The sequence below is a fragment of the bacterium genome, from assembly GCA_023382385.1.
Taxonomy (GTDB): domain Bacteria; phylum Electryoneota; class RPQS01; order RPQS01; family RPQS01; genus JABWCQ01.
In genome coordinates, this window is sequence record JAHDVH010000001.1 from 116325 (window position 1) to 130142 (window position 13818).

The 13818-nt window shown below is 50.1% G+C and carries 12 protein-coding genes and 1 tRNA gene; 9 read left to right on the top strand and 4 right to left on the bottom strand.

The features are described from left to right. From nrdR to KJZ99_00515, 7 genes are all read left to right on the top strand, one after another. Positions 1-459 (top strand): transcriptional regulator NrdR, encoded by a 459-nt coding sequence (gene nrdR, locus KJZ99_00485; GenBank protein MCL4304375.1) that lies wholly within the window; start codon positions 1-3, stop codon positions 457-459. Positions 460-571: 112 nt separating this feature from the next. Beyond that, entirely contained in the window at positions 572-1573 is a 1002-nt protein-coding gene (gene lpxK / locus KJZ99_00490) for a tetraacyldisaccharide 4'-kinase (protein ID MCL4304376.1), read from the top strand. 159 nt (positions 1574-1732) lie between these two features. Beyond that, entirely contained in the window at positions 1733-2254 is a 522-nt protein-coding gene (locus tag KJZ99_00495; protein ID MCL4304377.1) for an NADH-quinone oxidoreductase subunit J, read from the top strand. Next, positions 2244-2549 (top strand): NADH-quinone oxidoreductase subunit NuoK, encoded by a 306-nt coding sequence (gene nuoK, locus KJZ99_00500; GenBank protein MCL4304378.1) that lies wholly within the window; start codon positions 2244-2246, stop codon positions 2547-2549. The genes KJZ99_00495 and nuoK overlap by 11 nt, the downstream gene beginning before the upstream one ends. Further along, positions 2550-4469, top strand: coding sequence for an NADH-quinone oxidoreductase subunit L (gene nuoL, locus KJZ99_00505; protein MCL4304379.1), 1920 nt, complete (start codon positions 2550-2552; stop codon positions 4467-4469). It begins immediately after the preceding gene. A gap of 7 nt (positions 4470-4476) precedes the next feature. After that, on the top strand, positions 4477-5988 hold the full coding sequence (locus KJZ99_00510) for an NADH-quinone oxidoreductase subunit M (protein MCL4304380.1): 1512 nt from the start codon (positions 4477-4479) through the stop codon (positions 5986-5988). A gap of 5 nt (positions 5989-5993) precedes the next feature. Next, the gene (locus KJZ99_00515) at positions 5994-7415 is read left to right on the top strand and encodes an NADH-quinone oxidoreductase subunit N (GenBank protein ID MCL4304381.1); all 1422 of its coding nucleotides are present in this window, start codon (positions 5994-5996) and stop codon (positions 7413-7415) included. Positions 7416-7486: 71 nt separating this feature from the next. On the opposite strand, the gene KJZ99_00520 is transcribed toward KJZ99_00515, so the two are convergent. From KJZ99_00520 to KJZ99_00535, 4 genes are all read right to left on the bottom strand, one after another. Further along, on the bottom strand, positions 7487-8689 hold the full coding sequence (locus KJZ99_00520; protein MCL4304382.1) for an aminotransferase class I/II-fold pyridoxal phosphate-dependent enzyme: 1203 nt from the start codon (positions 8687-8689) through the stop codon (positions 7487-7489). A 30-nt stretch (positions 8690-8719) separates the two neighbouring features. Next, entirely contained in the window at positions 8720-10378 is a 1659-nt protein-coding gene (locus KJZ99_00525; GenBank protein MCL4304383.1) for an MFS transporter, read from the bottom strand. 12 nt (positions 10379-10390) lie between these two features. Continuing rightward, positions 10391-12289, bottom strand: a complete 1899-nt coding sequence (gene glgB, locus KJZ99_00530) for a 1,4-alpha-glucan branching protein GlgB (GenBank protein ID MCL4304384.1) — start codon at positions 12287-12289, stop codon at positions 10391-10393. A gap of 294 nt (positions 12290-12583) precedes the next feature. Further along, positions 12584-12655: transfer RNA gene (locus KJZ99_00535), tRNA-Asn, on the bottom strand. 250 nt (positions 12656-12905) lie between these two features. Here KJZ99_00535 and KJZ99_00540 point away from each other — a divergent pair. Together KJZ99_00540 and KJZ99_00545 are read left to right on the top strand one after the other, a co-directional pair. Then, on the top strand, positions 12906-13250 hold the full coding sequence (locus KJZ99_00540; GenBank protein MCL4304385.1) for a histidine triad nucleotide-binding protein: 345 nt from the start codon (positions 12906-12908) through the stop codon (positions 13248-13250). Between the two features lie 34 nt (positions 13251-13284). Continuing rightward, positions 13285-13701, top strand: a complete 417-nt coding sequence (locus tag KJZ99_00545) for a tetratricopeptide repeat protein (GenBank protein ID MCL4304386.1) — start codon at positions 13285-13287, stop codon at positions 13699-13701. The last annotated feature ends 117 nt before the right edge of the window (positions 13702-13818 follow it).

Here is a 13818-nt window from a genome sequence, read left to right on the forward strand (position 1 = left end):
TTGCGCTGCCCGTTTTGCAGCACTGACGACGACCGCGTGATTGATTCGCGACCTGCAAAGGAGGGTCGTGCCATTCGCCGACGCCGCGAGTGTTTGAAATGCGGTCACAGATTCACGACATACGAGTCCGTCGAAGACCGTGTTGTGCAAGTTATCAAGTCTGACGGAGCTCGCGAGCCATTTGATCGAGAAAAGGTCTACCGCGGACTTTCAATTGCCTGCACGAAACGTCCCGTAACGGCGAACTCAATTGAGACGATGACAGCAGCAATTGAAGCGCGTGTGCTCGCGGACATGAGCCGCGAAGTGACTTCCTCTCAAATTGGCCAGTGGATACTCGAGGAACTTTCCAGGGTAGACGAAGTTGCTTATGTGAGATTTGCTTCAGTGTACAAGCGTTATAAGTCTGTTTCAGAGTTCTTAAGCGAATTGGATCGAATGAAAGCTGTCATAAAGTAGACACCGTGATTGTACCCGATGGACGACGTGACGCTGTTCACTACTTCGGGGCAACTCAGAGCCCGATTTACCGGCAATCTCAGTCCACGCATGTTGGCAAAGTCTGCTTCGCATGATTCTCAGGTTACCTGAATACTTCTATGGAGTCGGTGCAAGATTATTTCACCGCTACTGGGATAGACAGGGTGGGTGGAAGGCCCCGGTACCAGTTCTTTCCGTTGGCAATATTACAGTGGGAGGTACAGGGAAGACTCCCTTCGTGATAGCTCTGGCGAGACTTCTTTCCCTGCAGTTCCCAGACCTTGCGGATCAAGATCGAATCGCAGTACTCTCGCGTGGATATGGCCGGAAGTCCAGAGAACTCGTGGTAGTGACAGAGTTCTCAGACTGGCGGGAAGCAGGAGACGAACCACTTCTCATCAAGCGTAGTTGCCCAGGTTTGCTTGTGATTTCTTGCGCCAAGCGAGTCGAAAGCGCTCGCTTCGCGGTCAAGAAGTATGGTACCAAGCTGATTATCCTGGACGACGGCTTCCAGCATCGTGCTTTGGCCAGGGATATTGACATGGTAGTTTTGGACGCATTGAATCCTCTGGGAAATGGTAGATTGTTGCCCGCGGGTCCTTTAAGAGAGCCGGTTTCTGCCTTGGCACGTGCCTCTGCGTTTGTAGTAAATGGTGAAGGAAGCACGGCAGAGCAGCTGGCGGATCGATTCGGGAAAACCATTATTCACGTTGCGTCTGTTCCGCTGTCCGAAGCCTGGAGTTCCTCCGTAACTCAGCCAGCGTTTCTCCTTACCGGAATTGCAAGGCCAGAGAGAGTGCGTCAGTCGCTGGAAGATGCTGGCATCCGCTTGGTGGGACATCGCGCGTATCGTGATCACCACGCGTTTTCGGCGCGGGAGTTAAGGAGCGTCCAGATTGATGCACAGAAGCGTGGTGCAAGTTCGATTCTTATGACAGGTAAAGACAAAGTTCGCATGTCACCGATTCAAGGCGGTTTACCTGTCATAGAAATCCCACATGAATTGAAGATCACTCTGGCGCAAGAGTTGATTGCCGATGTCTTGCGTTTAAGAACCGCGCAAGCGGCCTCCAGCAGCGGTTCAATCTCTTAGTCCGTTCTCTTAGCGAGCCTGCAAGCCAAACAAAAACAATATAGAAGCTTTCCCAATACATGTGCAATCCTTCACAAAATGATTGACTTTTTCTGGAGAAACCGCTATATTCAGCAATCTGTGGATGTTATAGAGTTCCCGCGAAGATTTTGACCGAAAATGGGCCTCGAAACAGTACTATTTTTGTTACTCGCGCTCGGGTCAATTTTGTCGGCCCTGCTGGTCGTGACTTCTCCGTCGCCGATTGGCAGCGCGCTCTACTTGATTGTTACAATGTTTTGTCTGGCTGGCCTCTATGTCTTGCTGGCCGCCCCATTTCTCGCAGCAATTCAGATCATCGTTTATGCAGGAGCCATCATTGTGCTCCTGCTTTTTGTTATTATGTTACTGAATTTGCGTCAAATAGAAGAGAGACTCCCGAAGGGATGGCGCATAGCCGGTCTTGCTGTGGCAGGTCTGACGCTGCTGATTCTCTTTATGGCAATTGTGCGCGGCAGTGCGGTTCTTCCGGACATGCTTGCAGTTCCTGATGAATTCGGTGAGGTGAAGCCTCTTGGCGCTCTTTTGTTCAGTAAGTACTTGTTTGCTTTTGAAGCAACCTCGGTGCTGCTGCTAACAGCTATGATCGGAGCGGTGGCACTGGTAAGGAAGTCCGACGGGGAGGGCAAAGATGGCCGTTGAATTGGCCCACTATCTTCTGCTCTCAGCTGTTCTCTTTGGTATCGGGGTGATGGGCGTCCTGACACGGAAGAATCTTATCATCATCTTAATGTGTGTAGAATTGATGCTGAATGCGGTTAACCTGAGTTTTGTCGCTTTGGCGCGCCACGCCTTGAATCAAGAAGCTCAGGTAATTGTGTTCTTTGTGCTATGTGTCGCGGCCGCAGAAGTTGCGGTGGGGCTTGCCATATTGATTTCCGTGTGGAGGAAACGCGGAACTATGAATATCGACGCGCTGAGTGCGCTGCGAGGATAAATGCTCGACCTGCTTTATCTAATCCCGCTTTTCCCTCTGCTTGGTGTTGTGCTGAACACTTTTGTGTTGCGCGGCCAGCCGGAGAAATTGGTCGGGAGTGTCGCGGCTGCGATGGTTGGCGCCAGCTTCGTCGTAGCTATTGGTGGTTTCATTCAATTGCTCGGCATGCCCGCTGAGTCACGGCACTTCGAGCAAGAGTTGTTCCGCTGGATTGTGGTCGGGAATTTTGCCGCGCAAGCGAGTTTTTTGGCTGACCAGCTGTCCATGATTATGATGCTGGTCGTCACAGGCGTGTCATTCCTGATACATGTTTACTCGATCGGCTACATGCATGGTGATGAGGGCTTCAGGAAGTTCTTTATCTATCTTAACCTGTTTGTATTTTTCATGCTCCTTTTGGTCATGGGGAGCAACTATTTGGTCATGTTCGTGGGTTGGGAAGGTGTGGGGCTTTGCTCGTATTTGTTGATTGGATTCTGGTATACTGACGAGCTGAAGGCTTCGGCAGGGAAGAAGGCCTTCATCATGAATAGGATTGGCGACTTCGGCTTCCTGCTCGCGATCTTCCTGATTTGGACGACATTCGGGACTATCAACTTCCGTGAGATTGCGCCGATGGCGCAAGCATACCCGATCGGTGCCGGCGTCATTACGGCAATCTGCCTGCTATTGTTTATGGGTGCGACGGGCAAATCTGCACAACTGCCACTCTACACCTGGTTGCCGGACGCAATGGCTGGCCCGACGCCAGTGTCTGCGCTGATTCACGCCGCAACGATGGTCACGGCCGGAGTGTACATGGTTGTACGCTCTAATTTCCTATTTACGCTTTCGCCTATCGCAATGGATGTTGTCGCGTGGGTCGGCGCGTTAACCGCACTATTCGCGGCAACCATTGGCCTTGTCCAGACCGACATAAAGAAAGTGCTTGCCTATTCCACGGTCAGTCAGCTTGGTTTCATGTTCTTGGCTTGTGGCGTTGGCGCTTACACGGCGGCCATCTTCCATTTGATGACCCACGCATTCTTCAAAGGGCTGTTGTTCCTTGGTTCGGGATCGGTAATTCACGGTATGTCCGACGAACAAGATATTCGTCTAATGGGTGGACTAAAGAGCAAGATGCCGACTACATATTGGACGTTTCTGGTGGGTACGCTTGCAATTGCTGGAATCCCTGGACTTGCTGGCTTCTTTTCAAAGGACGAGATTCTTTGGAAGACTTTTGAGTCCCATAATTATGTTCTCTGGGCCATAGGCGCGACAGCCGCTTTCTGTACTGCATTCTACATGTTTCGGTTACTGTATCTTACATTCTTCGGCAAGTTCAGAGGATCGAAGTCTCAAGAGCACCACGTTCATGAGTCGCCTAAGCTAATGACAATCCCACTGATAGTGCTTGCCGTCTTCTCGATCATTGGCGGATATGTCGGCGTCCCTCATGCACTAGGAGGCAGTAACCCCTTCCACACGTGGCTTCTGCCCCTGATTTCCGAAACAACGGGCGCACACGGAGGCACTCATCACGGCGTACCTACAGCAGAGTATGTCTTGATGGTTGTTTCCGTAGTGATAGCACTCTTGGGAATTCTGCTCGCAAGATCTTGGTACCTCGGCAAGTCACCGACTGTGGAAGCATTAGGCAAGTCGAGTGCCCAACGGTTACTCTACAACAAGTATTGGGTTGATCAGATCTATGATACGATGATTTCCCAGCCACTGGTGAAATTGTCTGAACTCTTTGCAAAGTACATTGACATTGGAACGGTCGATGGCGCAGTCAATGGAGTCGGCTCGACTTTGAGCGGCCTTGGTGGAGTAGTTCGTAAGATCCAGACGGGTGTTACGCAGAACTACGCTGTGATGATGAGCTTGGGCGTAGTGTTGCTTTTGAGCGCAATATTGTGGACAGTTTTGGGATAGGCTGCTTATGCTGTTGACACTCTGCATAGCCATCCCCGCCTTAACCAGTTTGCTGGTGTTGCTCGTTCCTCGCACTTCGCCTGGGCTTGTCCGCGTCTTGGCCTTGGCTGGATCGCTCGTTACGTTTCTCGTCTCGCTGTCCGTACTCTCTATCTTCAAAGTTGGCGAGGCGAGTTTTCAGATGATCGAAAAGGTGCCTTGGGTACCCTCAATTGGCGCCGACTGGCATCTTGGAGTTGACGGCATCAGCCTATTTCTGATTGTCTTAACGACTCTATTGACCGTTTTGTGTATTCTCGCCAGTTGGCATAGCATTCAGGACCGAGTTCACGAATATCACTTCTTCTTCATGCTCTTGGAAGCAGGTATGATCGGCGTCTTTGCCGCGCTTGACCTATTTGTGTTCTACGTTATGTGGGAAGTGATGCTGGTGCCGATGTTCTTCCTAATCGGTGTTTGGGGCGGACAGCGCAGGTTATATGCAACGATCAAGTTCTTTCTGTTCACGATGGCAGGTTCAGTCTTGATGCTTGCAGGTGTGCTTTACCTGTACTTCCACACAATAGATCCGGAAACACAACGCAATACCTTCAATTTGCTCCATGTCACGGCCCAGTCGAGTTACTCTATAGGAACTCAAACTTGGCTGTTCTTGGCATTCGGCTTGGCCTTCGCAATTAAAGTACCACTCTTCCCACTCCATACGTGGCTGCCTGATGCCCATACCGAGGCTCCGACTGCAGGTTCTGTTATCCTTGCGGGCGTATTGCTAAAGATGGGGACGTACGGTTTTCTCAGATTCTGTCTGCCAATTTTCCCCGAGGCAACCCTGGAGTTTGTTCCGTGGGTAAGCTGGCTATCAATCATCGGTATCACGTACGGAGCGATGGTAGCCATGGTGCAGAAGGACATGAAGAAGCTGGTGGCCTACTCATCTGTCGCCCACTTGGGGTTTGTGATGATCGGCATGTTTGCACTGAATCAGCAAGGACTTGCGGGGTCTTTATTGCAGCAGATAAATCACGGAATCTCGACGGGTGCGTTGTTCTTGCTGGTTGGTGTGGTCTATGAGCGACGACACACGCGATTGATTGCGGATTACGGCGGTATCGCGAAAGTGATGCCGGTTTACGCAGCCCTATTCATGATTGTGGCGCTCTCGTCAATAGGCTTGCCGATCACGAACGGATTTGTAGGGGAGTTCTTGATTCTGGTGGGAACTTTTGCATCCAATACTTTGTATGGTGTCATTGCTACGTCAGGTGTAATCCTTGCAGCAGTTTACCTGCTCTGGATGTATCAGAGGGTATTCTACGGAAAACTGATCCACGAGGCAAATCAGAAACTCAAGGACATCACTTTGTTCGAAGCGACGCCAATAGTAGTCCTCATTGTGCTGGCACTTTGGATTGGTATCTACCCGGATCCGCTCCTTGTTCGGATGGAACCGTCGTTGCAGTTAGTCCTTGAGAAGTTTCAGCAGGTACAGTTATCGCAGCTTCAAGGGGTTCTTCACTAATGGGTATGCGTGACTTCCTTGGGGTTCTGCCAGAGCTTGCGGTTGTACTGACGGCGCTCTTGGCCATTTTAGTGGATATCGCGGCAAGGGAGAAAAATCCATCCGCGTCTCAAGGTGTCACTGCCGTTGGATTGACCGTTGCTGCAGCTTTGGCCCTCAGTCTGCCAACTAGCAACGGCATGCTGATGTCCGACCAGCTTTTTAGCGACGGTTTCTCTGCTTGGTTTCGTGCTCTTTTCTGTGTCGTTGGCGTCATTACTGCAATCTTCTCGCCACTTTATCTCAGGCACCGTAACATCAGGCTTGGCGAGTATTATTCGCTGTTAGCTATGTCAGTATTTGGCATGATGGTTATGTCGTCGTCGGCGAATCTGCTCTTGTTCTTCGTCGGACTGGAAACGATGTCCATCTCCCTATACGTGTTGGTCTCCCTGCGAAGAGACGATGCGACCTCAGTGGAAGGTGGATTGAAGTACTTGGTCCTCGGTGCTTTTTCATCGGCTTTCTTGTTGTATGGCATGGCCCTTATCTTTGGCGGAATAGGATCACTGGACTACGCCGTGATTGGTGAGTACCTTCGGCAGAGCCATGGTGTCGGACCGATGACTCTAACCGGAATCGGACTATTGTTGGTAGGATTTGCTTTTAAGGTTTCTGCCGTCCCGTTCCACTTCTGGTCACCCGACGTCTACGAGGGCGCACCGACCACAATTACTGCATTCATGTCAACGGGAGCGAAAGCCGCAGCTTTTGTTGGATTGATTCGAGTATTTGGCGTTGCTCTTGCCGAAACCAGTGAGCATTGGACTTTCGCACTTGCCGTGATTTCAGTCCTGACGATGACTCTTGGTAACGTGGTAGCCATCCGGCAAACAAGCGTGAAGCGGATGCTCGCGTATTCTTCTATTGCGCATGCGGGGTACATGCTGGTTGCCGTTATTGCTGGTTCGCGGGAAGCGTATGCGGCTGCGGGATTCTATCTGGTTGGTTACGCATTTATGAATCTCGGTGCCTTTGGAGTGCTGATGCTGATTAACCAGCGCGGCAAGGGTGATTATTCATTCGAATCTCTTCGGGGAATGGGAACTGTCCATCCATTGCTCGGTTTGACCATGACGGTTTTTATGTTGTCACTAATCGGCATTCCGCCGACGGCCGGGTTCTTCGGCAAGTTGTACGTTTTTTCGGCGGCCATCAAGCAAGGATACCTGTGGTTGGTGATCATTGGACTGCTGAACAGCGCTGTGGGAGCATATTATTACCTGAAAGTCATTTCGACAATGTTCATGTCAAAGGCAGAGGGAGAGGTTCAGTTTGGACAACCTGTTGCGTACAAAGCTGCACTGGCAATCTCATCGCTACTGATCATTATCCTCGGCATGTTCCCCGAGCAACTTGTAACGGCGATGCTGAAAGCTGTCCCATAGCTCATTATCGCACGAGTATAAAAAGCCCTCGCTTCTACGAGGGCTCTTTTTTGTGCATGCGAGATGAAGTGTTACGACGCAGGTTTAAATACTGCGAGAAACTCCGCAATGTGCCCAAAAGCTTTCCTCAGTGTTTCCTCGGGAGGCAGAAACACGACGCGGAAGTGCTTTGTACCTGGACGTTGACCAAAACCGGAGCCATGTACAGTGACCACGCCTGTTGCCTTAATCAACTCACGAACAAAGTCTTCATCAGTCTGTTCAATACTGAGTTTTGGAAAGGCATAAAAGGCACCGCGCGGAGTCACGCATGAAATCCCGGGAATATCATTTAACATCTTAACCGTGAGATCTCGCCGGCGCGACAGCTTTGCCTTGATCTCAGACAAATGCGACTGGTCACCGTCGAGTGCTGGCGCAATGGCATACTGTTCAGGATGATTAGCGGAAAGTCTGGCACGAAGAAGTTTATTAAGTGCCTCTACATAGTCATTCAAGACTGAGGAACTGCCAGATACAACACCCCAACCAATGCGAAAGCCCGGCGCAACATATGCTTTTGACATCCCATTGAACGTGACGATAGGATGCTCATGATCCAAAGATGCGATGGAGATATGCTCACCGCCATCGAGAATCAGCTTATCGTAAATTTCATCTGCGAAAATGACAAGATTATGACGTCGTGCGAGTTCGAGAATCCCTTCCAGAGTCCTGCGCTCACATACCGATCCTGTCGGGTTGTTCGGGTTGATTAGGACAATAGCACGAGTCTTGGGAGTAATCTTCGCAGCGATGTCTTCGAGATCCGGCTGCCAACTGTTCTCTTCGTCAAGATAGTAGGGAATTTCCTTTGCTTCGAGCTTGGCGAGAACTGCAGTGTAAAGCGGATAGCCGGGAGTTGGTGTCAAGACATGTTCACCCGCATTTACCAGTGCCGAAAAGCAGACTTCAATTGCCTCGCTTGCACCAGTCGTCACAAAAACATCGCGAATATTTTTTATACCATTGCGGTCAGCCTGACGGCGGATGGACTCCGTAGCTTCTCTAATTCCGCTTGAAGGTGCATATCCATTGTGATTGTCTCGCATCGCGCGAAGTGTCGCCTCAATGATATGTGGTGGTGTAACAAAATCAAAGAGGTTCGGATCGCCAATGTTCAAATAGAGCATCTCGCGCCCACTTGCGGCAACCTGCTGTGCTACAACGACAACGTCACGAACGGCATATGTTACTTGCTCTGTACGTTTCGCCGGTATTACGTGAGTAAGCATATTCTAAACTCATTAGTCTGATGATAACTTTCAAACATCCTTGGCGTTCCACTTATTTGCAAAGTGAGCGTAAATTGCAACACCGATTGCGGAGAAAATGCCGATTGCAGCAAACTGGTACCATAGTTTGTACGGGTGATATGCATTCCATAGTGTTTGCATGACCTGCATTGCATCCATACCTGAGACGGACTGCAGAAACTCAGTGGCCTTAGTTCGGGCAATTCCCTCGCCTTCGACGAAAGCTTCCGACACAAGCCTGACGGCTCTTGAGGAATCTACACCTGCGGCCTGCACCTTAGCAACAATATCTTCTGGCGATTGACCATTTGTTATGCCGAACTTCGTTGCAAGATAGTTTAGCGACAAGTTTGCCTTGTCACCCATTCGATCATAGACTTGGCCACCCATCAGCGATCCGTAGCTCCAGCCAATTGCAAGCGGAATGTTTGCATAGCCCATGTAAAGGGCCTTCTGGCCTTCAGGCGCGATAACTCCGAGATAGTCGTTCATCTTAGGACTTGCGAGCATCTCGCCAACGCTGAAACAGAGTATACCCAGAATGCAAAGATAACCCGACATCGTAAAGCCCGCTGCTACCAGACCGATCGCGGAAATCGTCATCCCCAGGAGAATCGATGTCAAGCGACGCATTCTTGCCACAAGGTACGATACAAACACAACGCAAACGACGATGAGTCCGGCATTAGCATTAATCATCCACTCCTGAGTGATCATCGTTCCGCGTGCGGTTTCAGTAGTCATCCAGGAGGGCAATCCAAGTGCCTTGACAATCATCGAGCTGTCAACCCAATCGACAATGAAGTTCGGCAGCATATCAAAGAGCTGCATAAACATCAGCCAGAATCCGGACATCAACCAGATAAAGGCGCCGACACGTGTTGTGCGGATGATCAGAAGTCCAAGCGACACTGCGACGGCTACCATCCGCACTTCTTTCGGAAACGGAATCAAAAAGACAATGAGAATAACCAGCATGCCGGCAGGAACTAACCACCAAGGACGGGCCATGTTGACACATGTTGTCTTGAAGATTGTCCACGGAGTGCCTGTCTGGTCACCGCCTGCGGGGACTTCCTTGTAAGTCAATAGCATCACGAAGTTCAAACTGACAATCACCGCACAACCGTAGAACACAGTCGGCCATGAGAATCCGTAAAGGAAGTGAGCCAGAGGCGGTCCAAGGAATCCTCCAATGTTGACCACCATGTAGAAAGTGCCCCAACCGACTGACGATGTCGCTCGCGTGATAGTTTGAACAAGAGTTCCTTGTATTCCTGGCTTAAAGACCGCTGTTCCAAACGCAAGGACGCAGCAACCGAACAAGAAAGGATAGAACTCGCGCTGCGTTGCCATCAAGAGATAGCCCGCAACCTTTAGCGCAATGCTCCACGCGATTGTTCGTTTGTACCCGTAACGATCGGCAAATCCGCCTGAAAACATAGGTACAAGCGACTGGACAAGAGCCCAGTAGAAAAAAATGATCCCCTTCTGGGTCTGCGTAAAATGAAGACCTGCAACTTCATCTGCCTGAGCAATGTAGATTGGAATAACTACGCGAACGCCATAATAGGCGAGTCGCTCAATCATCTCCATGATGTTCAGCATCCAGAATGGACGTCCGAACTGGGCAAGTTGCCCAAACAGGTTTTGTCGCGGAATACTCAAATTGATACTGAGTTAGGGAAGGGGACTCTTTAGAAAGACCACACCGAGCGGAGGTAAAGTTAGACTCAAGGATTGAAAATGTCCGTGAGACGGAGTAGCAACTGTCTCTACTGTACCCAAATTCCCGACACCTGAACCCCAATAGCTTTCTGCATCACTGTTAAGCCGCTCTGACCACGTGCCGGCAAGTGGAACTCCAACTCGATAGTTGTACCGTGGGACCGGGGTAAAATTCATCGCCACTAAGATCATCGGGTCGTTTGAATCACCCTTTCGAAGAAATACGAAGACAGATTGGTCGGCATCATGGCATTCAATCCACTCGAAGCCTTCGTGCTGAAAGTCGTATTTGTGAAGTGCTGCTTCCTCGAAATAGAGCTGATTGAGGTCGCGGACCCAGCGCTGCATTCCAGAATGAGATTGGAACTCCAGCAGATTCCAATCCACCGACTCGTCGTGACTCCACTCTCGCCATTGGGCGATTTCCCCGCCCATAAAGAGCAATTTCTTTCCCGGCATGCTCCACATATAGCCAAACAGCGACCTTAAGTTCGCAAACTTCTGCCACATGTCGCCGCTCATTCGACCTAAGAGGGAACCCTTGCCGTGAACAACTTCATCGTGTGACAACGGCAGCACGAAGTTCTCGGTATAAGCATAGAGCATGCGAAACGTTAGCAGATGGTGTTGATACTTTCGAAAAACCGGATCGAGCTTCATATACTCCAGCGTATCATGCATCCAGCCCATGTCCCACTTCATTCGAAACCCCAGACCGCCGATGTAAGGCGGCCTTGTAACCATTGCCCATGATGTGCTTTCTTCTGCAATGGGAAGAGTTCCGGGGAACGCGACACAAACCTCATGATTCAATCGCTTCAGAAACTCAATCGCCTCGATGTTCTCTTTCCCGCCATACTTGTTGGGTATCCACTCTCCTTCCTTGCGGGAGTAGTCCAAATAGAGCATCGAGGCAACACCATCCACCCGAAGACCATCGGCATGGTACACGTCCATCCAGAAGAATGCGGAACTAATCAGAAACGACTGAACTTCGGAGCGACCGTAGTTGAAGATGAAACTTCCCCAGTCGGGATGAAAACCTTGACGGCGATCAGCATGCTCATAGAGGTAGGTTCCGTCAAAGAATCCAAGCGCAAACTCATCGGTAGCGAAATGCGAAGGTACCCAATCCAGAATCACACCAAGCCCGTGTACATGCAATTGATCAATCAAATACATGAGATCTTGCGGTGATCCGTACCGTGCAGTTGGAGCAAAGAAGGCACTCATCTGGTAGCCCCACGACCCATAATATGGGTGCTCCATAACCGGTAAGAATTCGACGTGTGTGAAACCGTTTTCCTTCAAGTAACGAATCAATCGTGGAGCCAGCTCACGATAGTGCAGCGAGCGATTGTTGTCCTCACGGACGCGATCCCAACTCCCGAGGTGCATTTCATAAATGGAAATTGGCGCCTGATCTGAGTTTTTCTCTTTGCGCTCTATCATCCACTTGTCGTCGTGCCACACGTAAGAAGGGTCATGAATTATGGAAGCAGACTTCGGCGGCATTTCGGTCCTGAACGCGAAAGGATCGGCCTTGTCCACTTCATAGCGTGAGAGACGCGAGCGGATGTGGTACTTATAAGCTTGACCAAGCACAGCGCCCGGAATGAATCCTTCCCAAATGCCGCTGTTATCAATGACAGAAAGGGGGTGCTTATCAGCCTGCCAGTCATTAAAGTCACCTATGACGGAGACATCTCGAGCATCGGGCGCCCAAACAGCAAAAGCAACACCTTCACGACCGTCCCGCAAATCCCGATGTGCGCCGAGCTTGTGATACAGGCGAAAGTGGCTTCCTTCATTAAAAAGAAAGCGGTCCTCAGGGGTTATGCGAATAGACATTCGGTACTTGGAAATTATGAAATCACGTACAATATAGAGCTTATCATCGGGAACTTCAAGCGAACACCCGCTAAGTCAGCTGATCCTCACCTTGTTCCAAGTGGGGACGAGCGGTGACGCAAAGCCTTCATCTTTGGCGCGAAGCTCGAAAATCCGTGGTATGGGGGAAGGCACTTCGGCGCAATAGAAGGCTCGTTCTGCCATCCAGGAGTCAGGTCACGGCGAATGAACTATCTCCCAGAGTCCAGCCTGCGGAGAATCAAAAAAGGTCACCGCATGACGGTGACCTAAATGCTCCGGAGGAGGGATTCGAACCCCCGACCTAGTGGTTAACAGCCACCCGCTCTACCGCTGAGCTACTCCGGAAATAAGCCGGAATCTACAGAAAATCCTTGAACTTGTCAAGGGATTAGGAACATGGAAGAGTGCAAAAAACTGACGCAAAGCTTGAAAATGTGGCTCGCAAGATATATATTGAACTATTTAAGGCAAAATCAAGGCTAAAAGAGGACAACATGAGCCGCAACAAGACGATCATGAAGATGGTGCACCGTCGGAAACTCCGTCGAAAGAAGTTGAAAGTCAGAGCCATGAGGGATGCGAAGGCCTGAGGCAAATGGGACAGACCGTTTTTGGCCGAATGATTTCGGGCGAGATTCCTGTGGATAAGATTCTGGAAACAGAAGACTTAATAGCTATTAGAGATATTAACCCGCAGGCACCAGTACACGTCCTGATCATTCCAAAGAAACCGTTGGCAGCGCTTTCAGATTCTACAACAAACGACAGTGAGTTGTTAGGCAGACTTCTAAGTGCGGCACGTGATGTTGCAGCGATGCAAGGGTTATCGGAACGAGGCTATAGAGTTGTGATAAATGACGGAGAGTCCGCAGGGCAGTCGGTCCCGCATCTCCATCTGCATTTACTTGGGGGAAGGGACTTTCGCTGGCCACCTGGATAGTCTTAAGATTTTAGAAATAAAGAGGTTAATTGAGATGAGACAAGTAACGCTTGCGCTTTGCCTAGTTGCAGGTTTGCTGGCCGTTGGTTCGTTTTCAGGCTGCCAATCCGGACCTACTGAGCAAGAATTGTTCGACAAAGCTACTGCGGCTCAGGAACAAAGCGACTTCCCCACTGCGATCAAGGCATACGAGGAACTTGTCCAAAAGTACCCAAAGTCATCGTATGCACCTAAATGCCAGTTTATGATTGGCTATTTGTACGCCAACCACATAAAGAATGTGGCCATGGCGAAAGAAGCCTATCAGTCCTTCATCAAGAGCTATCCAAACGATCAATTGGTAAAGGACGCTCAGTGGGAATTGGACCACCTGGGAATGGATGTGAATGAGATAGACGAGCTCAACAAGATCCTTGCTGCGCCGGATTCGGCATCAGCACCTCAAGGTTAGTCAAGAAGATTTCTTGCTGATCATGCCACTTAGATCCCCGAGAGGGGGTCTAATTTTTTGTCGGATTGCCGGAACTCGTAGAGCGGTTTGCGAGTTACTTTCAGAGAACAGGTATTT

Excerpts from the sequence above, each read along its gene's own strand:
- KJZ99_00540 (MCL4304385.1), top strand. The coding sequence starts at position 12,906 with ATGGGACAGACCGTTTTTGGCCGAATGATTTCGGGCGAGATTCCTGTG.
- lpxK (MCL4304376.1), top strand. The coding sequence starts at position 572 with ATGATTCTCAGGTTACCTGAATACTTCTATGGAGTCGGTGCAAGATTA.
- KJZ99_00495 (MCL4304377.1), top strand. The coding sequence starts at position 1,733 with ATGGGCCTCGAAACAGTACTATTTTTGTTACTCGCGCTCGGGTCAATT.
- KJZ99_00520 (MCL4304382.1), bottom strand. The coding sequence starts at position 8,689 with ATGCTTACTCACGTAATACCGGCGAAACGTACAGAGCAAGTAACATAT.
- KJZ99_00545 (MCL4304386.1), top strand. The coding sequence starts at position 13,285 with ATGAGACAAGTAACGCTTGCGCTTTGCCTAGTTGCAGGTTTGCTGGCC.
- KJZ99_00510 (MCL4304380.1), top strand. The coding sequence starts at position 4,477 with ATGCTGTTGACACTCTGCATAGCCATCCCCGCCTTAACCAGTTTGCTG.
- glgB (MCL4304384.1), bottom strand. The coding sequence starts at position 12,289 with ATGTCTATTCGCATAACCCCTGAGGACCGCTTTCTTTTTAATGAAGGA.
- KJZ99_00515 (MCL4304381.1), top strand. The coding sequence starts at position 5,994 with ATGCGTGACTTCCTTGGGGTTCTGCCAGAGCTTGCGGTTGTACTGACG.
- nuoL (MCL4304379.1), top strand. The coding sequence starts at position 2,550 with ATGCTCGACCTGCTTTATCTAATCCCGCTTTTCCCTCTGCTTGGTGTT.
- nuoK (MCL4304378.1), top strand. The coding sequence starts at position 2,244 with ATGGCCGTTGAATTGGCCCACTATCTTCTGCTCTCAGCTGTTCTCTTT.